The sequence below is a fragment of the Actinospica acidithermotolerans genome (genome assembly GCF_018139625.1).
Lineage (GTDB): Bacteria > Actinomycetota > Actinomycetes > Streptomycetales > Catenulisporaceae > Actinospica > Actinospica acidithermotolerans.
The window spans coordinates 1-24,320 of record NZ_JAGSOH010000050.1 but is presented as its reverse complement, the minus strand read 5'-3'; the positions used below and the strand labels follow the sequence as shown (position 1 = coordinate 24,320).

Annotated in this window: 23 protein-coding genes; 11 read left to right on the top strand and 12 right to left on the bottom strand. The window is 68.7% G+C overall.

The features are described 5' to 3' along the window. Positions 1–172 precede the first annotated feature (172 nt). The 4 genes from KDK95_RS17765 to KDK95_RS17750 all read left to right on the top strand — a co-directional run bounded on the left by KDK95_RS17765 (position 173) and on the right by KDK95_RS17750 (position 6,815). The gene (locus KDK95_RS17765) at positions 173–3,292 is read left to right on the top strand and encodes an AfsR/SARP family transcriptional regulator (RefSeq protein ID WP_212519313.1); all 3,120 of its coding nucleotides are present in this window, start codon (positions 173–175) and stop codon (positions 3,290–3,292) included. 264 nt (positions 3,293–3,556) lie between these two features. Continuing rightward, positions 3,557–3,757 (top strand): DUF397 domain-containing protein, encoded by a 201-nt coding sequence (locus KDK95_RS17760; RefSeq protein WP_212519312.1) that lies wholly within the window; start codon positions 3,557–3,559, stop codon positions 3,755–3,757. 163 nt (positions 3,758–3,920) lie between these two features. Next, complete coding sequence (locus KDK95_RS17755; protein ID WP_249161457.1) at positions 3,921–6,308, top strand: ATP-binding protein; 2,388 nt, start codon at positions 3,921–3,923, stop codon at positions 6,306–6,308. Between the two features lie 150 nt (positions 6,309–6,458). Further along, positions 6,459–6,815: a hypothetical protein gene (locus KDK95_RS17750; RefSeq protein ID WP_212519310.1), complete on the top strand. Its 357-nt coding sequence runs from the start codon at positions 6,459–6,461 to the stop codon at positions 6,813–6,815. 149 nt (positions 6,816–6,964) lie between these two features. Here KDK95_RS17750 and KDK95_RS17745 read toward each other — a convergent pair whose 3' ends face one another. From KDK95_RS17745 to KDK95_RS17735, 3 genes are read right to left on the bottom strand one after another with little or no spacing between them, the layout of a single operon-like run. Further along, entirely contained in the window at positions 6,965–7,444 is a 480-nt protein-coding gene (locus KDK95_RS17745; RefSeq protein WP_212519309.1) for a hypothetical protein, read from the bottom strand. Further along, the gene (locus tag KDK95_RS17740) at positions 7,444–11,346 is read right to left on the bottom strand and encodes an RHS repeat-associated core domain-containing protein (protein ID WP_212519308.1); all 3,903 of its coding nucleotides are present in this window, start codon (positions 11,344–11,346) and stop codon (positions 7,444–7,446) included. The genes KDK95_RS17745 and KDK95_RS17740 overlap by 1 nt, the downstream gene beginning before the upstream one ends. Beyond that, complete coding sequence (locus tag KDK95_RS17735; protein ID WP_212519307.1) at positions 11,346–12,056, bottom strand: WXG100-like domain-containing protein; 711 nt, start codon at positions 12,054–12,056, stop codon at positions 11,346–11,348. The genes KDK95_RS17740 and KDK95_RS17735 overlap by 1 nt, the downstream gene beginning before the upstream one ends. Positions 12,057–12,964: 908 nt before the next feature. Between KDK95_RS17735 and KDK95_RS17730 the strand changes: the two genes are divergently transcribed. Both KDK95_RS17730 and KDK95_RS17725 read left to right on the top strand, forming a co-directional pair. Next, a complete protein-coding gene (locus tag KDK95_RS17730; RefSeq protein WP_212519306.1) occupies positions 12,965–13,324 on the top strand; it encodes a hypothetical protein in 360 nt (119 codons plus the stop codon). A gap of 132 nt (positions 13,325–13,456) precedes the next feature. Next, positions 13,457–14,029 (top strand): GNAT family N-acetyltransferase, encoded by a 573-nt coding sequence (locus KDK95_RS17725; RefSeq protein ID WP_212519305.1) that lies wholly within the window; start codon positions 13,457–13,459, stop codon positions 14,027–14,029. Positions 14,030–14,062: 33 nt separating this feature from the next. Here the strand turns inward: KDK95_RS17725 and KDK95_RS17720 are convergent, their stop codons facing one another. After that, positions 14,063–14,740, bottom strand: coding sequence for a hypothetical protein (locus tag KDK95_RS17720; protein WP_212519304.1), 678 nt, complete (start codon positions 14,738–14,740; stop codon positions 14,063–14,065). Positions 14,741–15,240: 500 nt separating this feature from the next. On the opposite strand from KDK95_RS17720, the gene KDK95_RS17715 reads away from it, so the two are divergent. From KDK95_RS17715 to KDK95_RS17705, 3 genes are read left to right on the top strand one after another with little or no spacing between them, the layout of a single operon-like run. Then, on the top strand, positions 15,241–16,056 hold the full coding sequence (locus tag KDK95_RS17715; RefSeq protein ID WP_212519303.1) for a class I SAM-dependent methyltransferase: 816 nt from the start codon (positions 15,241–15,243) through the stop codon (positions 16,054–16,056). 31 nt (positions 16,057–16,087) lie between these two features. Beyond that, on the top strand, positions 16,088–16,264 hold the full coding sequence (locus KDK95_RS17710) for a hypothetical protein (protein ID WP_212519302.1): 177 nt from the start codon (positions 16,088–16,090) through the stop codon (positions 16,262–16,264). Continuing rightward, complete coding sequence (locus KDK95_RS17705) at positions 16,261–16,749, top strand: NUDIX domain-containing protein (protein ID WP_212519301.1); 489 nt, start codon at positions 16,261–16,263, stop codon at positions 16,747–16,749. The genes KDK95_RS17710 and KDK95_RS17705 overlap by 4 nt, the downstream gene beginning before the upstream one ends. A gap of 55 nt (positions 16,750–16,804) precedes the next feature. On the opposite strand, the gene srmL is transcribed toward KDK95_RS17705, so the two are convergent. Then, positions 16,805–17,638 (bottom strand): PheS-related mystery ligase SrmL, encoded by an 834-nt coding sequence (gene srmL / locus KDK95_RS17700; RefSeq protein WP_443612921.1) that lies wholly within the window; start codon positions 17,636–17,638, stop codon positions 16,805–16,807. A 28-nt stretch (positions 17,639–17,666) separates the two neighbouring features. Continuing rightward, positions 17,667–18,224, bottom strand: a complete 558-nt coding sequence (locus KDK95_RS17695; RefSeq protein ID WP_212519299.1) for an NUDIX domain-containing protein — start codon at positions 18,222–18,224, stop codon at positions 17,667–17,669. 135 nt (positions 18,225–18,359) lie between these two features. Here KDK95_RS17695 and KDK95_RS17690 point away from each other — a divergent pair, with 135 nt between their 5' ends. Beyond that, complete coding sequence (locus KDK95_RS17690) at positions 18,360–19,574, top strand: hypothetical protein (protein ID WP_212519298.1); 1,215 nt, start codon at positions 18,360–18,362, stop codon at positions 19,572–19,574. Here KDK95_RS17690 and KDK95_RS17685 read toward each other — a convergent pair. From KDK95_RS17685 to KDK95_RS17660, 6 genes are all read right to left on the bottom strand, one after another. Beyond that, the gene (locus KDK95_RS17685) at positions 19,571–20,155 is read right to left on the bottom strand and encodes an SUKH-4 family immunity protein (RefSeq protein ID WP_212519297.1); all 585 of its coding nucleotides are present in this window, start codon (positions 20,153–20,155) and stop codon (positions 19,571–19,573) included. The genes KDK95_RS17690 and KDK95_RS17685 overlap by 4 nt on opposite strands. A gap of 119 nt (positions 20,156–20,274) precedes the next feature. Further along, on the bottom strand, positions 20,275–20,907 hold the full coding sequence (locus KDK95_RS17680; RefSeq protein WP_212519296.1) for an SUKH-4 family immunity protein: 633 nt from the start codon (positions 20,905–20,907) through the stop codon (positions 20,275–20,277). A gap of 54 nt (positions 20,908–20,961) precedes the next feature. Then, entirely contained in the window at positions 20,962–21,393 is a 432-nt protein-coding gene (locus tag KDK95_RS17675) for a hypothetical protein (RefSeq protein WP_212519295.1), read from the bottom strand. A 12-nt stretch (positions 21,394–21,405) separates the two neighbouring features. Next, positions 21,406–21,786: a hypothetical protein gene (locus KDK95_RS17670; protein WP_212519294.1), complete on the bottom strand. Its 381-nt coding sequence runs from the start codon at positions 21,784–21,786 to the stop codon at positions 21,406–21,408. Between the two features lie 209 nt (positions 21,787–21,995). Next, positions 21,996–22,415 (bottom strand): Imm10 family immunity protein, encoded by a 420-nt coding sequence (locus KDK95_RS17665; protein WP_212519293.1) that lies wholly within the window; start codon positions 22,413–22,415, stop codon positions 21,996–21,998. Between the two features lie 38 nt (positions 22,416–22,453). Further along, positions 22,454–22,927: a DUF5959 family protein gene (locus KDK95_RS17660; protein WP_212519292.1), complete on the bottom strand. Its 474-nt coding sequence runs from the start codon at positions 22,925–22,927 to the stop codon at positions 22,454–22,456. 329 nt (positions 22,928–23,256) lie between these two features. On the opposite strand from KDK95_RS17660, the gene KDK95_RS17655 reads away from it, so the two are divergent. Continuing rightward, on the top strand, positions 23,257–23,718 hold the full coding sequence (locus tag KDK95_RS17655; RefSeq protein ID WP_212519291.1) for a hypothetical protein: 462 nt from the start codon (positions 23,257–23,259) through the stop codon (positions 23,716–23,718). Positions 23,719–24,320: the final 602 nt, after the last annotated feature.

Sequence of the window (24,320 nt, the reverse complement as noted above, 5' to 3'; positions counted from 1 at the left end):
ATATTCGTATGCGTTGCTTTCGCAATTGCGGGTGCAATGTTGCACGGCGCAGTTTCGAACAAGTGTGCGCATTTCGAGGACATTTGCATCATCCCGGCGGTCGGGATGCCAGCTGGTTTTCGATGCGAGAGACGAAGGCGGGCTTCGGCGTCGCGGCCCGCGAGGAGGGGTCGTGATCTTTCGTCTGCTCGGCCCGGTCGACGTGTGGGCGCACGGGCGCAGCCACCCGGTCGGCCACGCCAAAGCTCAGACCATCTTGTCGATCTTGCTGCTCGAGGCCGGTCGCGTGGTGCCGGTCCAGACGCTCGCCGAGCGGCTGTGGGGCGACGAGATGCCCGGACAGGCGCGCGAGACAATGCAGGTGTACATATCAAGATTGCGCCGTAGCCTGCGTGCGGCAGGCGACTCGGGCGGCGTCATCGTGAGCGCGCCCGGGGGCGGGTACCGCCTGGACGTCGAACACGACGAGATCGACGCGCACCGGTTCGGCAAACTGATCGCCAGTGCCCGCTCCGCCGCGGGCAAGCATGACCTGCAACGCGCCCGGGAACTGCTGTTGCAGGCTGAATCGCTCTGGCGCGGAGAACCGCTTGAAGGCCTGACCGGCTCGTGGGCTGCGACCGCGCGCCAGGATCTGGTCAAGCGCCGCCGTGAGGGCCAGCTCGCCCGCATCGGCCTGGATCTGCGCATCGAGGCCAACCGGGATGAGGCGATCAACGAACTGGCCGTGTTCATCCGCGCCGGGCGGATCGACCAGAACGCCATCGAGATGCTCATGACCGCCCTGGCGAACGCCGGCCGTCAGGACGAAGCACTTGAGGTCTATCGGAGCGCACGGATCCGGATGCGCGAGGAACTCGGGGTCGAACCGCGCCGGGAACTGGCCGAGCTGCACCTGGCGATCCTGCGCGGCGAGCCGCTGGCGGGGCGGGCCAGCGCCGGGCCGGCGGCACGGATCGGGCCGCTCGCCCCCAACACCTTGGACCGCAACCCGGCCCACCTCATCGGCCGCGACGAGCTCCTACACCAGCTGATGGGCTCGGTGGCCGAAGACCTGAGCCGTCCGCAGGGCATTGCGCTGTACGCGATCGATGGGATGCCGGGCATCGGCAAGACCGCGCTTGCGCTGCGCGCCGCCCATCAGCTCGCCCCGCGCTGCCCCGACGGCGCTCTGCAGGTCAGCTTCCGCACCCACGATCCGCGCCAGAACCCGCTCGACTCCCGCACGGCGCTCGTGATGCTTCTCGAGGCGCTAGGCGCCACCGTCGAGGAACTGGGCCGAGCCGCCTCCCACGACGAACTCGCTGCTCTCTGGCGGCGTCGTACTCACGGTTTGCGCCTGCTGGTCGTCTTCGACGACGTGCGCGACACCGACCAAATCCTCCCCCTGCTTCCGGCGAGCGCCGGCTCGGTGGTCCTGGCCACCTCCCGGCAACGCCTCGCGCACCTGCCCGACGCGCGCCACCTCACGCTGAGCGCGCTCAACGACCTCGCCACCACCCGCCTGCTCTCGCGTGTCGCAGAACGCCAGTTCCCCGGTCAAAGCCGCGACCTGCGCCGCTTCGCTGCGTACTGCGGAGGCCTGCCGCTGGCCGTCACCGTCGCCGCGGCCCATCTACGCGCCCACCCCGCATGGTCGCTCTCCGACCTCGTGCAGCGACTGGAGAACCCGCCTGCGGGCACCGCGGATAGCATTTCAGCGCCCGTGCACCACGCCTTCGAACTGTCCTACCGAAACCTGACGACGCGCCATCGTCTTCTGTTCTGGCTCGCTGCACACCAGCCCGCACCCGATCTCGGCGTTCACGCCGCCGCGGCGCTGCTGGACATCGACACCGCCACGGCGGACCTGCTCCTGGAAACGCTGGTCGAACACCACCTGCTCGAAGAAGTCAGCCGACACCGCTACCGGCTGCACGACGTGCTTCGTTCCTTCGCCGCCCGGCAACCGCCCGACGAGCACGACGACGGCGAGATCGCCACCGCGGTCGACCGCATGATCTGCTTCTACCTTGCCGCGACCGCGCACGCCGAACGCACTCTGCGCCCGACCCGCCGCCTACCCTCCGGCATTCCCACGAGCCCGCTGACCGACGAGTTGGGCCTGGACACCGACGCCGGCGCGCACGCGTGGCTGGAGAGGGAAACGGCAAACCTGCTTGCCATCGCCGCGAAAACCGACATCCCCGGCTCCCTCTACGCGGGCCTTCTCGCGGCGCTGCTCGCCCCCTACTTCGACCGGCGCGGCCTGTGGCCTCAAGCGGTCGAGATCCTCTCCCGCGCCCGTCGTGCGGTGGCGCCGGCGCGAGCCGAACAGAAGGACGCTAACTTCGCTCAGCTCCTGGTGCACCTGACCGCCGCGCACATGCGCACCGGAGCGCTCCAGCAGGCAACCGAATCCGCCAGCGAGGCACTCTATGCCTGGCGCAGGTTGCACGACGACCGCGGCCAGGCCGACGCGCTGCTCGAACTCGGCCGCATCCACTGGCGCTCCGGGCGCTTGCAGGATGCCGTCGCGGCCTATCAGGACGCCGAAGGCTTCTACGCCAGCCTCCGCCTTCCCCACGGCAGCGTGCTCGCCAACTACCACCGCGCCATCGTCTTGTTCGAGCAGAACCACTACGCCGACGCCGTGAACGCGGCCCGGCGCGCTCTGGAAATCGTCGAGGACGCCGCAGACCCGGCCCTGGCGTGCGAGGTCCTGATCAACCTGGCCGAGCTTTACCAGCGAACCGGCCAAGACCAGCATGCTGCACGCTACCTTGAGCGCGCACGCGAACAAGGCCGCGGTCGCACTGATCCGCAATGGCTCGCCGCCCTCGCCCTCAACACCGGCATCCTCGCTCACCGCGCCGGCAATGACGCGCTGGCCTGCGAATCGCTGAGCACGGCGCTCGATCTCTATCGAGTCCTCGGCGACCGCGACTACCAGCTGCAAACCCTCACCGCCCTCGCCGCGGCGCACACCGCAGGCAGCCGCGCAACCGCGGACGCCTACCTGCGACAGGCCGAGGAACTGCTCGGCGAAGGCGACGAGCCCAAGCAGCGAGCCCGCATCGAAATCACCGCTGCGGGCATCGTTGCGCAGCAGGGGCGCGAGACCGACGCCATGGCACGCTTGCGCACGGCGATAGACATCTCCAGCCACGCCAACGCGCCGCTCGAGGAAGCCCACGCGCGCCTGGCGCTCAGCGACATCCTGGCACGCCGAGGAGACAAGATCGCCGCACGCCGCCAGCACCGCCGAGCACAAGGCCTCTACCGCCATCTCGGACACGCCAACACCGGCTAGAGGTGGGACCAGATCAGCACCTTCTCGGCAACTGCGCGGCTCGAACCGCTCCGCGGGTCGGAAAGCCCGCTTGTAAGCGCGACGTCAACTTCCGTGTAAGTGCGCTGTAAGAACGCGTGGAATCCCTCTGTCAGCGAGGCCGGCACGGAATCTACTGCGGTCGTCTCCCCCGGCCGCTCTTCCCGCGCCGCTCGCCGATTACGCGGCGCCGCAATGACCAACGGGGTCTCCCGGCGCCATTACCGAGATGGAGGGAGTAGGGGGATGAGCCTGCCAAACGGGGGCTGGTTTAAGAGCAGCTACAGCAATCCGAATCCCAACTGCGTCGAGGTGCGCTTCCTCGACGGCACGGCGCAGGTGCGCCAGAGCCGCCAGCCCGACGGCCCGGTGCTGGTGTTCGACCGCGGCGAGTGGGAGGCGTTCCTGCTCGGCGCGTTCAACGGGGAGTTCGAGTTCCCCGAGTAGTTCACACGACACCACGTACGCGACCTGGTGAGCGCGCGGCTCGTCCCCGAGGTCTCGAGGGCGGGCCGCGTCGCGTCCTGGCGCCCTGGGCGCGAGCGCCGCCAATCGTTAGAGTACTGATAAATGCGGTCAAATGCGCTGACGGTAAAGAGGGGCGGGCGCGATGAATGAGAACAAGGGGACTGCGGGTTCGGTGTCCTCTTCGTTGTCCGGCACGGCCCACGATGTGGTCCAGGCGCGGGACGTGCATGGCGGCATCCACTTCCACCACGCCGGTCCGCCCCCGCAGGTACCGCACCAACTGCCCGGCGAGGCCCGCGGGTTCATCGGGCGCGAGCGAGAACTCGAGCACCTGCACGCGCTCGCGGCCCAAGGCAGCCATGCCGGCATCGTGATCGTGGTGGCCGGGACGGCGGGGGCGGGCAAGACCGCATTGACGATGCGTCTGGCCCATCAACTGCGTGAGCGATACCCCGACGGGCAGCTGTTCGTGAACCTCCACGGCTACGACACCGGCCCGCCGCTCGCCCCGGCCCGCGTGCTCGACCGGTTCCTGCGCGCGCTCGGCGTCGCGCCTCAAGCGGTGCCCACGGAGCTCGAAGAGCGGGCGGAGCTCTACCGATCTCTGCTGGCCGGGCGCCGGATGCTGGTGGTGCTCGACAACGCCGCCACCGCCGGCCAGATCCGCCCGTTGCTGCCGGGCGAACCGGAGTGCCTGGTGCTCGTGACCAGCCGAAGCCGGCTGTCCGCGCTGGCCGCGCGCGACGGCGCGCAACGCGTGCCCCTGGGATTGCTGCCCGAGGCTGAGGCGGTGGCGCTGGTCGAGACGAGTATCGCGGGCCGTCGTGGCACGGATGATCCAGCCCAGGTAGCCGAACTGGCCAGGCTGTGCGCATACCTGCCGCTCGCCTTGCGTATCGCCGCCGAGCGCGCCGCAGCCCGCCCCTGGATGCCACTGCGCGCATTGATCGAAGATCTGCGCGACGAGTCCGGGCTCTGGGACGCGCTTACCACCGAGGACGGAGAAGAAGCCGACGCGGTCCGCGCCGTGTTCGCCTGGTCCTACCGGGTTCTGCCCCCAGCCGCGGCACGCGCCTTCCGGCGGCTCGGGCTGCACCCCGGCCCACATTTCGCCGTCCCGGCCGCCGCCGCAGTCACCGACCAGCAACCTGACGGCGTCTCCGCCCTGCTCGACCTACTCGTTGGAGCGCACCTGCTCGAGCAGACCGGAGCGCAGCGCTACCAGTTCCACGACCTGCTGCGCGCCTACGCCGCCGACCAGGCCCGGCGCGAGGAAAGCCCAGACGAACAACGAGCCGCACTCACGCGCCTTGCCGCCTGGTACCTCCACAGCACCCTGGCCGCCCTGCGCGCCGCCGGAAGCTTCAACCCGCCACAGCTCGGCCAACTGCCGGAGAGCGCCATCACGCCGATGGCGTTCGACACTTATGACGCAGCGCTCAGCTGGCACCGCGCCGAACAGGCCAACCTGCTCGCCGTCGTGCGCGCCGCAGCGGCCGCCGGGCTCGACCAGCTCGCCTGGCAGCTACCGGCCGCGCTGCATGGACTGAACGTTGCGCACAACCCGCTCGACGACTGGACGCAGATGGCCACCATCGGCATCGACGCCGCCCAACGACTCGGCGACCGGCGAGCCCAAGCACTGCTGCACGAAAGCCTCGGCATAGCGCACGCCGCGGCGGGTCGGCTCGAACCTGCCGCCGCCGAACACCGCGCAGCCCTCACACTGCGCAGCGAACTCGCCGACCCACCCGGTGTCGCGGCATCCGCCCACAACCTCGGCCTAGTCCATCTCCAGCGCCGCGAACTCGACCAAGCACTCGCCAACTTCGAGCAGACCCTCGACTTTGCGAAGCAGCCGGGCAACGAAGCGTGGCAGGCGCCAGCGCTCTGCTGCCTCGCCTACGTGCACGCAGAAGCCGGCGACCTGGAACCGGCGGCCCGGCTGGCCGAACAATCACTCGCCGAACTCGCGAACCGATCCGCCGCCGCCTACCTCCGCGTCGACCCCCTGCTCCTGCTTGCCCGCATCGACCGAGAAACCTCCCGCTACGACCGGGCCACTGCCCACCTCGACCAGGCTGCCGCAGTCGTCGAGCAGCTCGACCACCCAGCCCTCGAACACGCCGTCCTGCTCGAACGCGCAGAACTCGCCCGTGCCCGCGGTGAACACGAACGAGCGCTCGAACTCTACTGGCAATACCAGAACCAACAGCGCTCTGTCGGCGACCCCACACGCCAGGCACTCGCCTACGACGGCGCCGGACTCAGTCTGCAGGCGCTCGGCCGGCTGGAGGAGGCAATCGAATTCCATCTCGCTGCAACGCTGCTCAACCGCCACCCCGTCGCCCCGTGGCAGCTCTCCGCGAGTCTCTCCCACTTGGCCGATGCGCTCGAGCGGAACGCCGAGATCGGCCGTGCTGAGGCTGCGCGAGCCGAGGCGTACAGCCTTCTTGAACCGTTCGTCGACCGACGCGCAACGGCGCTGCGTGAGCATGTGCGCCGCCTTCGTCAGAGCCCTACGGCGTGAGATTGATACCGAAGTCCGATCGCGGAAGGCACGTGTGACCACCGCCGGCGCCGAGACAGCCTTCATGTCGATTGAGTGTGGTGTCGGCCGCACGGGCAGAACGTCTAAGACGTCCGGCAGCCACGCCGGGCGCTCGAATGGAGGGGAGCGATGGTGGATCCCGCATTGGCGACCTTGGTTCTTAGCAGCGTGAACACGGCGGCCAACGCCGCGTCGCAGGAGGCGGGCAAGCAACTCTGGCAGGGCCTTGTTGCTCTTGTCCGCAGGGCGCGCCGCGAGCCTAACGCCGAGGTTGAGCCCGCGCACGCCCAAGCCCTAGCAGCGATCCTCGTCACGACAGCGAGCCGCGACCCACAGTTCGCCGCCGATCTCCGCAGCTGGATCGAACAGGCCGCCCAACTCACCCCGACGAGCGGGGACACGAGCAACTCGATTTCAGGTGATGCCCGGGTTGCAGGCAACGTCGTCCAAGCCCGGGACATCTCGGGACCAGTCACGTTTCGCTGACGGTCCCCGCTCCGCCGGTCACGCCCGTCCGAATTCCCGACCGGCCCACCGCAGTCTTTCCCGCTAAACCCTCGGGAATTTCATCAAATGCGTGATTGCCGCAGCGGCGACCTGCTGAGCTGCGGCAACCTTCAATCCTTGACGAGCCGTTATGCGCTCGCGGCTTCGATCTGGCGCTTCTGGGCGGCGATCACGGCATTGCACCGCGGGTTGGCTTCTTCGGCCTCGATGGTCCACTCGGGGATCTCCTCGCGGTCGAGGGAGCCTTCGTAGAGCCAGGAGTAGATGCCGTAGAGCTGGCCGCCAGTGACGCCTTCGGCGTCGGCGGCGGCGAAGGTCGCGGACAGGTAGTGGGGTACGCCGGATTCTTCGGCGTCCTGGGCGATCTCGTCGTAGGCGCTGTCGAGTTCGGCGGGCAGTTGGACGGCTGCGGCGCCGTTCTGGACGGCGCTGCGGCACACGGCGAGCGCCTCGGTGATCCAGTTGTGTGCTGCCCGGTCTTCGAGCGGCTCGGGGAGGGTTTCGAGTGTCCAGGTGATCGCTTCGACGGCGAGCTTGAGCCGTGTCGCGGGGGCGAGTTCGTCGAGCCGCGCTTTGTAGCCGGACATCTCGCGGTCCCACAGTTCCATCAGCCATACCTTCCGACCAGTCGGATTTTCGGGAGATACGAAGCCAGGCGCGCGGCGCAGTTCTGCGCCTTCTTCGTCGGGTTGTTGGGGCGGAACTCCTGGCAGGGCACCCGTGAGGTGGCGATGCGTCCCGCGTTGGGCACATCTCCCTTGTCCACGGCGTTGAGCATGAGTTGTTCCGCGTCGGTTTGGTTCGGTCCCTTGTATTTCGCGCCGGCGATCCGCTTGTATCCGAGCTCTTTCGCCAGGTCGCGCATGTCGGGGTTGGTCTGGTTGTTGTTGACCGTATAGTACAGACCGCCGTCGTCGCCCTGGAAAGTGCTCACGGTCGCGCCGTTGCCGGCTCGGTCGTTGTACCGGTCGGGGATGGTCTTCCACAGCGCGTCGGCGTCCGCCTGGAGTTCGTCGTCGGTTTTCAGTGGCGGGTTCGGGGTTTGCGGGGTGAGCCCGAGCGGGTCGGTGACGGTGAGCGGGTTGGTGACGTACCGGTGCGGGTTCGGTGAGGCGTCCAGGCCCTTGGGGTCCGGGCTGAGGTAGGTGGCCGTCTCCGGGTCGTAGTAGCGCTGGTTGTTGTACGCGAGGCCGGTCTCGTCGTCGAGGTACTGTCCGGGGAACCCGAGCGGGCATTCGGCGTCGGCTGCGCTTCCTGCGGCGCTGCGGGTGGGTACGGCGGAGCCGATGCCGCGGCCCCACAGCAGTCGCCGGGGTGCCCAGGCGATCGTGCCGTCAGGGGTGATCAGTTCCTGCGCGGTGCCGGTCAGGTCGGTGACGATCGCCCAGAATTTCTCGTCGATCTGGGCCTGCTCGATATCCCGGCTGCCTGCTGTGCCGGTGTTCGGTGCCTCGGTCAGGCGTCGTTGGGCCGCCGGGACGTGGCTGTCGGGTTCGTAGTCCCAGGTGAGAGTGGTCGCGCCACCCTCAGTGCGGGTGGTCTGTTCGGCCAAGCAGACCCCGTCCCACGTGAACCATGTGGTTTCGGCGGGGCTGCCGTCCGCGTCCAGGCGGGTTTTGGTCGTGCGGCGTCCGAGCGCGTCGTAGCTGTAGGCCCAGCGGGTGCCGTCCGGTGTGGTGGTGCCGGTGAGCCGGTCTTGGGCATCCCAGGTGAAGTGCCAGCGCAGTTGCTGTCCGGACAGGGTTCGGCGGGTCTTGGTGGTGAGCCGGTCGGCGGCGTCGTACGTGAAGGTGGTTCGCCCGGCGCGCTCGGTGCGGGTGCCGCGGATCTCTCGTGCGCCGAGGGAGACGGTTTCGGCCTGTGGGTGCGGCAGGCGCGGCGCGTCGGCTTGGCTGATGTTGCCGAGTTGGTCGTAGAGGTAGATTTCGTTCCAGTCGGCCCCGGTGACCTCGGTGATGCGGCCGGCCTGGTCGATGCCGAGTTCGCGTACGCCGCGCAGCAGGTCGCCGATGCGCACGGGGAAGCCGTCCGGGTCGTAGCCGTAGCGGCGTTCTTGGACGAGTTGGTCGGCGGCGAGGATGCGCTGGCCGGTGAGCTCGTCGTTGGCATCGAAGCTCTGGGTCACCGACACCTCGGCCCCGAACTCACGGCGGATCTCCCGGCCGAGGATGTCGCGGGTGATGGTCACCGTCTCGGCGCCTACGCGCAGCCCGGCCGCATCGCCGTTCACGTCGTAGGTCCACACCGAGTGCCTGCCGGAGGGGGTGGTGCGCTCGATCAGGTTGCCGGCGAGGTCGAAGGTGCGGGTCAGGCGCCGCCCGTCGACCTCCTCGGCGATCGGCTGTCCGATCGCGTCTCGGATGATCGAGACGGCGGCGGTGGAGTTGACCGCGCTGGTCAGCCGTCCGACCGCGTCGTAGCCGAAGCGCGAGACCTCCTCGCCTGCGCGCAGTTCGAGCAGCCTGCCGGCGAAGTCGCGTTCGTATGCGACGACCGACCCGTCCGCGCCGGTGTATGCGGTGACCCGTTGGTCGGGGTCGTAGGTGTAGGTCAGGGTGCGGCCGTTGAAGTCGCGTTCGGCGACCCGGTTGCCGACCTGATCGAACTGGTAGGTCCAGGTCAGCCCGGTCGGGCCGGTCACCTGGGTCAGGCGCAGTTCGGCGTCGTAGGCGAACTCGTAGCGGGCCCCGTCGGGATTGACCCGTGCGGTCGGCCGGTGGAAGGGCCCGTATTCGACGCGGGATATCGCGCCGGAGGCGTCGACGGTGGCGACCTGGTTGCCGCACAGGTCGTAGGCGAACTCGATGCGGCTCCCGTCCGGGGCGATGCGCGCGATCACGCGGCCCTCGCTGTCGCGTTCGAGGCGGCTGACGGCGCCGTCCGGGCGGGTGACCGCGGCTATTCGCCCGTGGGCGTCGCGTTCGATCTGCGTGCGCACGCCGGACGGGTCGGTCGCGGCGATGGGAAGCCCCGCGGGGTTGTTCTCGTAGCGCTGGACCGCGCCGAGCGGGTCGACGAGTTCGACCACGGCCCCGTGCTCGTCGTAGGAGAACGCGGTGAGCGCGCCGAGCGGGTCCTGCTCGGTCAGCAGGTTCCCGTGCTCGTCGTACGTGTAGCGCCAGACCACACCACCGGGCAGCTCCACCCGGCTCACCAGGCCGGGTGCGTGATACGCCATGGTGACGGTGTTGCCGTCGGGGTAGGTGATCCGGGTGCGGTTGCCCGTGGCGTCATAGTCGAACGCCATCGTGTGCCCCAGCGCACTGGTCTGGGACAGCAGCCGGCCGTAGGAGTCCTTGCGCAGCACGGTCTCCGCGCCGGACGGGTCCACGATCTTCGTGATCTGCTGGTAGCGGTCGTAGTGGTAGCGCCACCTCGCCCCGACCCCGTCGGTCACTGTGGTGACCCGCGCGGCGCGGTCGTAGGCGAGCAGCGCGTGCTTGAACCCGCCCGCCTCGCCGGCCTCCACCACCCGGCCCTCGGCGTCGTACCGGTAGGGGTACCGGTAGCCGGCCTTGTCGATCCACGCGCGGATCCGGTCGTGCTCGTCCCACTCGTAGCAGTGCGCGGCCGCGGTCGAATCCAGCACACGCACGAGACGTCCGGCCTCGTCGTAGTCGAAGCCCACCAGCAGCCCCGGGTCCTGCTGCGGGTGCTCGAGCGTGTAGGCGCCGATCCTCGGTCCGGCGCTGGTCTCGATCAGCGAGACCGCGATCCGGTACCCGCCCGAGTGATCGATCGCCACCGGCAGCCCGGTATCGTCGCGCGCGAACCGGATCTCGTTGCCGACCCGGTCGCGAATCGCCTCCAGCAGCCGCACCTCGCCCACCGCGCCGAACAGGTAGCTGATCCCGGCGCCCAGGTCCGTGACCATCAAGGCGCCGGAGTGCTCGCGGGTCAGGGCCCAGCGCGCGCCGTGGCCCGGATACGCCGGCAGACCCAGGCCCAACCCGGCGGGCACGCCGAAGTCCAGCACCTGCGCGTCATCGCCCAAAAACCGCACCGCGCCGTCACCGGCGACCAGCATGCGGATGTCCGCGGTCGAGGACCATCCCGGGCCGAACAGCGCGCCGTGCCGGTAGCCGGAGGTGTACGCGCGGCGCAACACCAGCGGCAGCACCCCGGGCAGCGAGAAGTCGATGACCGTCTCGAGCAGCTGCCCCGAGACGACGTCGACCGGGTCCGTCGGGCCGGACTCGGCACTGGAGGCACCGCCGCTGGTCACCCCGGCGTCGGTGACATCACCCTGCGGGACCTCGCCGGTGTTCGAGTTCGTCTTAGGCGCCTTGGCCGGCCGCACCTCCTGCGGCTCCTCGGCCGGGCGCTTGCCGAGCGCGGTGAGGTTCTGCTCCTGCGCCGCCTCGTTCTCCGCGTGCCTGCCGAGCGCGGCATCCATCCGCCCGGCGGTGTCGTCCGCGAACGAGCTCGCGTGCTTGGCAGCGCCCGGCAGCGTCTCCTGCAGGTCGTTGCGCACACCGACGAAGATCGCTTTCTCTTCCCCGTCCGCCATCAGAAGCTCAACCCTCCCAGGCCCTCGTGCAGCCTCTGCGCGTGCCCGCGCATCGTCTCGGCGTGCGCGCGCAGGATCGCCACGTGCTGACGGGCCTCGGCGAAATCGATCGAGAAGCCCTTACTCGCGCTTCCGCCACCAACTTGGGCGTTCGACCAGTCCAACCCGGAGAGCATCTTCTCGATCTTCGCGAACAGCGGCTTGAGCGCCGCCTCGATCACATCACCCATGATCGTCTGGATGATCTGCTGCTTGAGGGTCTCCATCAGCGCCTTGCCGCCCGCGATGATCGCCGGCACGGCGGCCTCGGCCAGGCCGAAGGTGACCGCCGAGGCGGCCTGGTCGGCCAGGAACTCCGCGGCCATGATCCCCAGCTGGATCGCGGCCTCCACCTTCTGCCCGACCACGAAATCCGCCCCGACCTCCAGCGCGTCGGCCAGAATGTGGCAGCCCTCGACGATCTCGTTCACGTGTGCCGCCGACAGTTGCGTCCAGCCCGAGTGCATCGCCTCGGTCGATGCCCCCTGATACGCCTGCGCGAAGTTCGCCACCGCCGAGGTCGCGTCCTGATGGGTCTGCTCGACCGCCTGCCCGAACTCGCGCACCAGCTGAGCCATCGACCGGATCGCGTCCTCGTTCAAATAGGGCCAATCGATACCGATAACATTCAAAAAGGTCACAACGGGACCTGGCAGGTCATCCGCAGCCACAACCAACCCCCTTCATGCGACTCACTCGACTCTTCCCGAAATCCGACCGGCACGCCGCACCGCAGGTGGTGCGTGCCGGAAGCCTCGCCGGCTCGGGAAACTCGGTGTGGCACCGGTCGCGATCCTCGAAGATCCAACCCAGGCGCCCGATCGGGTTCGACAGCGCGCCCCACGGCGACCCCGCTTCCTGATCGTCGGCGGATATCACCGTCGAACCTCCCGACGCCCCGTTCCGGCTGCACATCCCAGGTGTCCCTCACCGGAGAAGGACTTCCCGCTCGGACACGCACCGTACCAGAGTTCTCACTCGATAAAGATCTCTGATGTTGCAACCTTCTCGCCCACCAGTCCCGCGCTACGTCGCATGCGACACCATGCGAGGCCACACGCCCATCCTGGGCGCGGACCATCCGCTGTGGCTCTCTACCACGTTTATCGGCTCGCCTTGCCTCGGGCGCATGTGCGAGTCTGCCCGGTATGCAGGCTTCAGGTCCGATGCCGGCGCGAGGGTGGCAGGCCCCGCTCGCTGCAGCGTTGGCCGAGTTCGCACAAGCGGACTCGCGCGTGTCCGGGGTGGAAACGCACGGATCGATGGCCGGGCCACTGCACATGGTCGACGAGTGGTCCGACCTCGATCTACTGATCAAGGCACTCGACGCGCATTCGGTAGCCGAGGACATAGCCGGTCATATCGCTGCATGTCACGCACCGGTCTTCGCCTCCCACCGCAGCGGCGGACCCGATCGACACACGCTGCGCCTGGTGCTCACCGACCTCCGACGGATCGACATCACAGTGGTTCCGCCATCGGTCCGGAGCCGCAACCAGCCGACACCGCGCCCTCCGAGCCGAGCCAGGCCCTGAACACCGTAATCGAGGAGTTCTTCTTCGATGCCGTCCTCGCCGCCGTGAAAGCAGCACGCTCCGACGTGCTGATCGGCGCGCATCTCACCCTGGGGCTCGCCCGTCACGTCCTGGTCGCCGCGATAATCCTGCGTGACCACGACGAACGCACCTCTCACCACCGGTATGGCGGCACCGCTCACGACGCGTGGGCGGCGCGTCTGGCCACGGCACCGACCCCGCATGACCGGGCGTCGATCACCGCCGCGATCCGGCACTACACCGCGGTCTTGGGCGACCTGCTCGCCGAGCGCGGCATCACCCCGCGCGGGGGCCCCGGCCCGCTCTGGAGGCTGCTGGACGCCGTGGATTCGGCACCGAGGATCGGATGCTGCGATACCGCGGACCGTCGCGGCGGCGGGTGAGACGCCCTCCGCGACGACGGCCGCCGCGCTGGCGCGCGGATTCGCTGCTCCCTTCCCCACGCAGGCACAATGCCATCGCGGCGAGAGAAACGCGATTGCCCGCAGGCGCTGCGACTGTCACGATCTCGTCGCATGAGCCACTCAACGCGGCCCGGGCAGGCCCTTGCTCTGGACGACTTCCCACCGGAGAGCATCGAGATCGAAGAGCTCTGCTTGCGACGCCCGAGCATGGCGGATCTCGAGGCGTTCCACAACGCGGCCGTAGCCAGCTTTGCGCAGTTGAACCCGTGGATGTCCTGGTGCACCAAGCCGCTCAGGATCGAGGATCGCCGCGGCTTCATCGAACGCGCCGCCGACAAGTGGGCGGCACAGACGGCGTTCCACTGGTTCATCTCCGACGCGGACACCAGATACCTCGGAACTGTCTCGCTGATGGACAGCATCGGCCCAGGCGCATTGGAGATCGGGTACTGGCTGCGCACCGAGGCGACCGGCCGCGGGATCATGACCCGTTGCGTGACGCGGGTGACCGCGCTCGCGCTCGCCCTGCCGGGCATCGAGCGCGTAGAGATCAGGTGCGATGCCGCCAATGTGCGCAGCGCCGCGATACCCCGCAAGCTCGGTTACCGGATGATCCGGCAGGTCTTCACCGAGCCGGGCGCGCCGGGGGAATGCGGAGTCGAAGAGCACTGGGTCACGCCCTGACCATCGGCGGCCGGTGGGGATCAACGAATTGCCTTACGCGCCACGACCGTCCAGGGCGGCGTACGCGAAGTCGAGGACGGCTTCCACCGTGTCGATGTGTCGTGTGCACGCTCCGGTCACCGACCAGCGGCCGTCCCATTCGACGCGCCAGACCTGGCCTAGGCGGTTTTCGAACTCGACGAAACTGCCAGGGGAATTTTCCAAGAGTTCCAGCTCGCGGGCCATGGTGTGCACTTTGGTGAAGCCGCGCTTGTCCCCAGTTGTACCGGCTTTGGTGGTCACGTTGTTGTAGCGCAACTTCACGTAGGTGCTGGGCATGCGGTTGAGGTTGGCGAGCAGGATGCCGCGAGAATCGAGGCTGCGCAGCTCGGCCTCGCCGATCGTCTCGCGGCCGGAGTACTCGCCCTGATACGCGGGAAAGACCAGGAACGTGATCGCGTGCAGTTCTCGGCGTTCGTCCCGGTAGGCCTTGTGCACGGCGGGAGAGACGAGCACGGCGATGTCGAATCTGCGTCCAGGGGTGGTGAACCCGGTCAGGATCTGCAACGGCTGGCCGCCGGGCGACAGGTGTTCGGCGTGTTCGCGGGCGTAGACGAGTACGTCGCGCACGACCGGTTCGTCATAAGCGTCGAGGGTGTAGGTCTGCAGGATGTGCACGCCGTCGCTCGCGGGTGTGGCGACGAACTGGAACCGGGGTTGGGTCCGGGCCACCGCCAGACCTCGTCGGCGGCGGGAACGGCGACCGCGCCGGGGGTCTGCGCGATCGTTTCGGCAATGCTCACGGCGGCCTTTCCGATCGTTCCTGTGCCAGCACCTCACGTAATTCGGGCCTGAGCCCTGACAGTAGTGCTCGTCCGAATGGTGGTAGGGGTCGTCATGGAACCGCTTTTTTGCGGGTGGCCCGCTCTGTATCGTAGCCAACGGCGTTCCAGCGTTCGACGAGCATCGGGGCGTAGGTCAGCGGGTCGTCCGCCGGGAATTTTGTCTGCTGTCGCTCTCGCCGCGCCAGGCGAGCTGGTCGCGCGGGATGCGGGCGCCGCATGCTAGATCGCGCGGCACTTTGGTCGCCCGGACGACGGGGACGCCCCCTCAAGACACCGTAGCGGGACGGTGGTGCGATGCAGGGAACTCACATGCAGTGCAGCCTAGCGAGGTGCGAGAATCGTCTTCGACCCGCTACCGTCCGCCGCCCCTGGAAAGGACGCTCGCGCATGCCTCGAGACGACGCCGTTGTGCTGTTCGCCGGGACCTCCCAGGCGTATGCGACCTACCGGCCCGGTTATCCGGACGCCCTGTTCGACAAGATGGCCGCCGAACTCGCCTTCAACCCGCGTACGCGCGTGGCCGACCTCGGCTGCGGCCCGGGAACCGCGAGCATCCCCCTGGCTCGGCGCGCCGGGGCGGTCCTGGCCATCGACCCGAACACCGAGATGCTGCAGGCGGCGCGCGCCGCAACGCAGCGCGCCGGGCTCGCCAACATCGAGTTCCGCCACGGCCATGCCGAACGCCTGCCGGACCTGGATCCCGGAGGTATCGAGCACGTGGTGTTCGGCAGGTCGTTCCACTGGACCGACCGGGCCGCGGTAGTCGCGACGCTCGACACGTTCCTGCCTGCGCACGGCGCGATCGTGCTGCTCGGGCCTGGCCGTAGCGAGAAGGGCGCCTGGCACCGCTGGCCCTGGGACGAGGCGGTCCGCGAGGTCCGCGAAGCCTTCCTCGGGCCCGAGAGCCGGGCCGGGGCCGGTACCTACGCCCAACCCGAGGTCGGCCACGAGGAAGTGCTTGGGGCCGGGGGCTTCGGCCGGATCGAGCGGCACAGCTTCACCGAACGAGTCGAATACGATCTCGATCACGTCCTGGGGCTCCGGCGCTCCTACTCCCACTCCGCCGAGCGGCTCTTCGGCGACCGATACGACCAGTACCTCGATGCCGTGGCCGCCGCCGTGACCAGCGCGTGCGGGCCTGGACCGTACCGGATCGACAAGCAGGACTCCATGGTCATCGCCCGCAGACCTACCAGCAGCTGAACCACTCGCGACCCGGGAAGGACGATCCTCGATGAGCGATACGAGCACGACAACGGTTCGCGTCGAGCACTACCCCCGCGATGTCGTCGACGCCGCGCCGACCGCCACACACGGTCTCCCTCAAGCCGTGACCGCCCGCGAAAGGGCGTTCGCCGGCGTCCACCGGGAGTGGCTGGAGAAGGCGGCCGCCCTGGGCGGAGGATCGTGACCGTGTCGCTGCCGGCCAACGAATGGTGGGCCAGCCTGCCCAAGACCCCCGTATCGGCCGACCTGGTCATCCGCGACCCCGCCGGGCGGGTGCTGTTTTGCCGCACCACCTACCGGCCGACCTGGTGGGTGATCGGCGGCGTCGCCGAGTACGGCGAGCCGCCCGCGGCCTGCGCGCGCCGCGAGGGCCAGGAGGAGCTCGGCATCGACCTGCAGATCGGGCGGCTTCTGGTGGCCCACCACCAGGTCCGACCGGGGCTGGTGATGTTCTCCTTCGCCTTCGACGCCGGCGTGATCGACCCGGACCTGACGAAACTGACGCTCGACCCGGGCGAGATTGCCGAGGTGGCCTGGTTCCCGCCGGACCGGTTTCCCGCGGACCTCGGGCCCTGGCACGCACGGCGCTACCGTGCCGCGATCAACGCCCTCGGCGACGGGTCGACCGCGTATCTGGAAGACACCGAGCCGGAGCCCGACCCGCTCTAGGCCGCCGGGCAGGCGGGCGAGACCTGCCCGGCGCACGCGCCGACCGCGGCGCACGCTATCTGGTTGCCGCCCATTGACGCGCGCCGCCGCGATGCACGGCGGCATAGATGCGGTCGCGCAGCACGTTGGCCTCGTGGTCAGTCAAGGTCCGCTCCAGGCTCCGCAGCACCACTTTCAGCAGCACGTTCTTCTGGTCCGGACGCGCTCCGAGGCGCTCGAGCGCTTGCGGCGGCAACTCGGCGCAGGCGGTCTGCGCGAGGATCTCCACCGACTCCACGCAGTCCGCGTCCTGTCCGAGCGCGTCACGCACCCGGTCGCCGAGGTCCTCGGCAGCTTCGTCGTGCTCGACAGCGACGGAGATGTCGCGGCGGATCGCGGGCATCGTCGATACCGGTCGGTAGGGGTTGAGATCGGTCATTTGCGCGGCCACGGCGGGCTTGACCGAGCGCAGGAGGCGGATGTCCGGAATCTGCTTGATGAGCATCAGCATCCGGTCCAGGCCCATACCGAGCGCGAGCCCGCTCCACGTATTGTCGAGACCGGCCTGTTGAAGCACCCGTGGGTGCGCCAGGCCGCACTCGGCGACCTCGATCCATTCGCCATCTCGCTCGACGTCGACTTGCCTGCCGGAGATCGTGTAGGGGTGGACGCGCTCCTCGAGCCGGTGGATCGAGCCGGGCAGCAGTGAGCCTGTGAGGATCTCGACCATCTCGTCCAGGTCGGCGGTGTTCATCGGCGCTTGGCGCTGGGTGATGCGCCACAGGTCGAGCTGGTGCGGCTTGCCGGTATGTAGCCGGTCGATGCTGTCGCGGCGATAGACGATTCCGGGGCAGACCAGGAGTACGTCGTCGTTCAGGTCCTCGGCCAGCGTCCGCAGGGCGGCGGGGATGCGTGTGTAATGTCGCTGGTTCCCGGGCTCACCGTCGGGGGCGAGAAAGCAGGACGTGCATCAGGGTGATCAGGGTGCCGCTGTTCCAGATCTCGCCTCGAGCGATCAGGTCCGGGATGCTGGCGAGTGGAAGCCACTGCTGGCGTGCCGACTCGTTGACTTCGGTCGGCTCCCCGAACCGTTCAAGGCCCCTGGCGATGAAGAGATGGTGCGGGCTATCGACCATGCCGACCATCGGCTCGAAGCTGAGCAGGTGCTCGATCCTCGCGGCGCGAAAGCCGGTCTCCTCCCTCATCTCGCGGGCGATCGTCTCGATGGGCTCATCACCGTCGTCCACCAGCCCGCCGGGCAGTTCGTAGCCCCATCGGTCGGCCACGAACCGGTGGCGCCAGAGCATCAGAACACGGTCTTGGTCATCGATCATGGCGGCGATGGCCGCGGCGCGCAGGCGGACCACATGGTGTTCGAAGCGGTGGCCGTCGGGCTGCTCAACGTCGACGAGGTCGAGCTTGATCCACGGGTTGTCGTAGATGGCGCGGGTTCCGTGGATTCTCCACGCGAAGCGCTTCTCGCCGTCGCCGCCCACGAGGCGAGTATGCCAGAGCGTTCACCGGGCCAAGCGTTTATTGCAGCGGTCAGCAGCCGAGAACCGAGCAAGGCGCGTCTTGGGACGACGTCGTCCGCGGACCGGCGACTGTCTCGACGCGTTCCGGTCGCGGCGGTGTTGGGGATCGCGGCATCTGGTGCCGGCGGCGCGCGGCCCGATGCTACGCTGGCGCGCGTGACGCAGGGGGCAGGGGTCGGTGTAGCGGCGTCGTATTCGGAGTTTCACCTGCTGGTTGCGCAGGATGCGGTCGATGCGGTCGCTCAGCGCCTGGCGCTGCGCGGGCATCGCTGGGTGACCGTGCGCGATGACGGGGTCGAGTCGCTGTGCGTCAACCCGCCGTCCGCTGATTCCGGTGGCCGGTGGCAGGACTGCGAGACCGCCGCGGTCGAGGCGATCGCGCGCGAGTACGGCGGCTATCTCGGCAGCGCGGGCGAGGGCAGCGGCGCAAGCCCGGAGCGCCATTTCCTGCGCGAGGGCCGGCGCGCGAGCATCGAGCTCGACGCGGAGACCGCGCTGCAGCGGCGGCGCGTGGCGATCGCTGCTTTCCCGACGCAGCTGCCGGAGCCCGCCCAGGCCGGGCCGTTCGATGACGACCCAGAGCCGGGTTGGGATGGCGACTTCCTCGCGGTGGTCCGGGAGATCTCCCGGCGCCTGCTGGGTGATCCGCAGGCCGCGTTCGACATGGCGGCCCCGGACGGTCCGGGCAGTGGGTGGGTGCCCGGCGCGGCAGACGAGTTCATAGGTGAGCTGCACAACGCCGTCATGCACCAGGACGCCTGCTATCCGCACACGGCCGAGGCGGTGCCGCTGATCGTCGCGCTCGCCACCGACGAACGGATGCCCTTCTCGGTGCGGGATTACGCCTACGGCATGCTCTACTCCGCGGCCTCCAACGGCGACCGGCTGATCGCCTACCTCGCCGACAAGCTCATCGCCGAGGGCGACGGCATCGAAGTCGGAGACGGGCTTCGGTTGACCCACGCGGCGGTCCAAGCCGAAGCGGCCAGCCTGTTCGCGCGCTGGGACCGCGAACCCGGTGCGATCCGGATGACGCTGGCCGCGCTCGCCGCCACCTATCCGTCGCAGGCCGCCGCCTCCGGTCTCCTGCCGGAACTGGCCGAGTTCGCCCAGCGGTGGGCCGGGACCTATCGGGGCGCCGCACTGCGCCTGGCCTCGGCCGCGGCGCAAGCGGACGATCAGGACACGCTCGCGCAGGTCGCCGCAATCGAGTCTTGGCACTGGAAGGGGCCCTTGGCCGGCGGTAGCCCGCTCGCGCCGGCACGCTCCCGGGCACTGTACCTGCTCGACGAGATGCTCCTGGTCGCCTAGCTCGCCTCGTCGTATCCGGGGTGCTCGAGGATCCAGCGGCCGGACGCGTCGCACCGCACGAGTTGGTGGAGCGGCCGGTCTCCGGCGACCATGCGGGGCAGGGTGTATTCGAGTTCTTCGAAGAAGACCGGCCACCAGCCGTCGCCATCGGCGAAGACGGCCGGATCGGCGCCGACAGCGCGACAAATCGTCTCGGTCACCAGGTCCTCGTAGGCTTGTTCGTCCGTCTCGTCGACGCTTGAGCTCTTCATCTCGCACCAGGCGCCCAGGACGGCCTGGAACGCCTCGACGGAGGTGTTGATGCGCTGCGTCGACTCGGCCGGCCGGTCCAGTATGCCCCACCGCATCCACACCGAGGAGTCGGCCAGGCGCAGCCAGTACGTGTTCCATTCATCGGTATACCGGCCCAGGAAGGCAGCCTGGCCGCAGCCGGGGAGATCTGCCACCTCCAGCTCGCGCGCCTGATCCCGGACGTAGACCTCGAACGCGTTCGCGGGCAAACCGCGCCCCGTCAGAGCCTCAACCACCGATGTCGACACGCCGAGGGGTGCGAGCGCCTCCAGCGCGAATGAGCGCCACATAGCCGCCTTCTCTTCCTTCCCGGTCACCACGTTCTTTACGAGCCGGGCGCCTGGCAGCGCCGTCCGCGCAGTGCGGTGTGGCGCCGGCCGGTCTGTCGGTCGCGCCGCGCAGCCCCGGGTTAGTCGTCGTCCTCGTAGCCGGGGTGGTCGAGGACCCACGTGCCGGTCTCGTCGCGGTGTACGTACTCGTAGAGGGCCTTGTCGCCGTTCAGGAAACGCGGGCCGGTGTAGCCCGCTTCCTCGACGGTCCTGGGCCACCAGCCCTCGGGGTCCGCGTAGACTTCGGGGTCGGCACGCACCGCGTCGAGGACGAAGGTGTCGAGCAGGTGCTCGTAGGCGCGCGGGTCGATATCGACGGCGCCGCGCGGGCCATCGAAGGCGCACCACGCGTCAAGGACAGCTTGCAGCGCGGGAACCGACGTGTTGGCGGGTTTGGCGAGTTCGACCGGCCCGTCCTGGCGGCCGTAGCGCATCCACACCGACCCGTCGGTCAGGCTGAGCCAGTAGCTGTTGTTGAACCCGTCATGCACCTGCGCGAGAAAGGCCGCCGGCCCGCACTCGGGCAGCCTCACGATCTCGAGTTCGCGCTGCGGATCCCGGTTGAAGTGCTGGTGGGCGTTCAGCGGCAGGCCCCGCCCGGTCAGCGCGGCCGCGGCAGCGGCGGGCGCTGCAATGCGCGCGAGCGTGTCGGCATCGTACGGGCGCCAGACGGGTGGCTCGTGCGGGATGGAGATGACATCGATCCGCCCCATCCGCGCTCCCCCGCTCGAACTCGCCGCAGCCCCCGATCAGTGCCGGGTGTTGTTTCAGCCATCGTATCTGCGCACGAGGTGCGCGGTCAGCTCCGCGGTGGCGAGCATCCGCGTGACCACCGGCGGTACTTGTCCGAGCCCGTGGTAGACGATGTCCATCGGCGAGGTCTCATACTCGCCTCCGTCGTACCCGATGGTCACCAGCATGTAGTTCGGGCCCCGCGCATCGTGGCGCAGCCGCCAGCGCGCGCCGTACTTGCGGATGAGCACGTCCGCGATGTAGGCGGCGAGGATGGCGTGCAGGTAGCGCCAATCATCCTGGTCGAAGGCGTCATAGTCCTGATCGGCGACAAACCGGTTGAGGTAGGGCAGGAACGCCAGCGGGTCGGCCTCCAGGTCCACCTCGCCCGCATCCAGCGCGACCATGAACGCGGCGAGCGCCTCTCGCCGTCCGCGTTCCCAGGCTTCGAGATCGGTCTCCGGCATCCCGCCGCCCTCCTACTGCCCGTCCCAGGTGTACTCGGTGAGCAGACCGGAGATGTCCGGGGCCTTCAACAGCACGGTCAGGCCTAGTTCGCGCGGGGCGATCTGGTTCCTCGCGACGATGGTGTCGACGCCGCCGATCAGCAGCACATCGTCCTCCGCCTCCTCACTGTCCGTTTCGATCGGGACGGTCAGCGTGTGGAACTCGCCCTCGCGTGCAAGGGTGATGTAGGAGTAGTCGTCGCCGACCGCGACGAGCGGGCCGTTGTCCCGGTCGGCGGCACAGGTCGCGGTCGCGGATGCGGCCTCGCTGAGCTTCGCGTACGCCTCGGGCAGGTCACCGCTGGTCGCCGTGGTCTTCATATGCGGGATGAAGGTCTCGATGGTGTAGTGCATGGGCACTCTCCCAGGGCCCTGGAGCTATTGCTCTTCCAGCTGCACTCGGCGAGCAGCCAGGAAATCTCGGAATCTCGTTGCAGGACGGCCAGCCCAAGGTCGCGCGGCAGCCAGGGCCTTGCGCGGCACGGTGGTGTCGTTGTCGCCGGAGACGACCAGCTACCATCTCGCTGAAGCTTGGCGTAGAAGAAGTCGTCACCGCCTGCGCCTCATATTCCGCGGAGCGCAGGTACCTGGCCAGGCAGCCCCCACGTCACCACTTTCGGCAGCATGGCCTTGAAATCGTCGAGGGCGCTCTCCGGGACGTCGAAGCGAACCTGAAGCTGTTCGGTGAGACCGAGGATGTCAGCGAAGCCTGGGTCGATGCGGATGACCGCATCGCGATCGGTGACGAATTCGATCGACTTCAAGCCGCCGTACACGGCCTGTCCTGAGCCGACGGTGACGCAGTAGGTGTTGTTGAACAACTCGGTCTCGCCCGGGTCTCCCGGCCACGGGTCGGGTGCGGAGCGGGTGCGCTGGAACACGACGGCGATTCCGGTACCGTCCTCGTTCTCGGAGAAACCCGCCTCCAGCACATCGTCATATGGGTCGTCGTCGGCGCCCGCGGCGCGTGCGACCAGTTCCACGTCTCTCCAACCTGTCGTCACGGGGATCACATATGCGGCTAGCGTTCCGCGGTAGAACTCCACACGTATGCGCCCGGCGCCGTTTCACAGACTTCTCGCGGCCACGCCGCCCGCACGCGCTCAAGACGCCGAAGGTGTTCTGCGATCCACGCCTCGGCCGGTCGAAGGCCTAGCTGCGCAGTGAGCCGGTCTGGGTCCTCGACGGTGATCGCGAGCCAGCCGTCCTCATACACGCGAAAGCCCAGACTCAGGCCACGGTCTGCGCCGAGGGTGGCGCTCCCGCCCGCAGCCAGTTGCGCGAGATCGCGCCGCCACTCGTCCAGGTCCCCGGGAGATAGAAAGAGTTGCAGGCGGGCATCGACGAAGCTCGCGGAAACCAGAACGTCCGTGCGCAGAATGTCGTGGCCGGTGAGCACCCCTGGTTGGAAACGACCCGCGACGCGGACGACGCAGCCGGTTCCAGCCGCGTCCGCAACATCAACAAGATCAATCTGGTCATGATCGACGGCCATGCCCACTTCCCCAAACATCCCGTGGCCGATCGGCGCCGTCCGGCGCCTGCGGCTGTCCCGCTTTCACGGACATCAGCCTCTCCGCGGACATCCTAAGAACCTGACCGACACCTGCACGCCGGCATCAAGCTGACGATCAGCCAGATCCTCGCCCTGCCACCCAGGACGAGTGTCGGCGCGCGGCCGAGCCCCGCCATCGTAGCCTCACTCGGCGCTGGAAAGCCGATGTGCACCCCGTGTGGGACTACGATCGACACGGGCGCCGGGGCGGCACCCGCCACCCATTCAAGAGCTCCGGCCCGCCGCCGAAGGAGGGCGAGGGTCAACGGATGGCAAGCCGACTCGAGACAAGATCGGCCCAACTCTCGCAGTTGATCGAGGCCGCCGACGCCGAACCACAGCGGCGCATCGCGGTCAGGGCGGCCAAGGCCGCCGTCTCGGCGGTAGCGCTCGACGAGCCTGAACTCGCCCCCGCGCTCGCCGACCTCGCCCTCGGCCGCTGGGGCGGCCCGGGCGCGCAGGCTGCGACCGCGCTCACCGACCGGCTCGATGCCCAAGCCTGGGGCATCCACGACGAGATGGAGCAGGGCACAGCCGAGCAGGTCGAGTACCGTGCGACGTTCCGCCGCGCCCGCGCCGCAAGCGCCGTGGCCTTCGCCCTCGCTACAGACCCGCGCAACGCCGCGCTCGAAGCGGCCTACGAGGCTGATGCCGCGATCGAGAACCTCGAACTGATCCGCGGCATCGTCAACGAGGTCCTGGGCATCGAACAAGACGCCGAACGGGCCTAAGGCAAAATCGCGCGCTGACAAACTGCCGCCACGCCACAGGTACCCGCCGGCGGTCTACGCCGGCGATCCGGCCACCGGACAGGCTGCGCCAGCCCGCGAAACCGACTCACCAACTCCCTGCCGTGTCGCAGCTGGCTGACCATGGTTTGTCCGAGACCGGCGCGTGCGCACTGCCCGGTGTCCAGTGGCTTGGTACCAGCCGAGCCACCGCTGGGCGCGTACGCTGTCACGCGAGGCAGACCAGACCTGAGACCCCAAGCACGAGCGCGAGCCCGGTCAGCACGCGGACACCCCGTAGCAGCGCGAGACCGCGTCGGGAAACAGGCAGACACAGGCTCGCCACGATCGCCGCGATAGCGATGGCCGCCGATACCAGTGCACAGATCAAGCAGGCCAATTCGCGATCCACGGCGCCCGCACTCGGCGGGATGCCGGTATCGCCTCCGACCGCCGCCCACGCGTAGAAGAAGTCGGTTGTCGGCGACTAGTGAAAACTGACCCCCAGGCAACGGTTGAAAGTTGACCCCCTTGCTTAGCCTGGAGGGTGCTGAACGTGGAAGATTGGGCCGAGATCCGGCGGCTGTCCCGCGCGGAGGGTATGA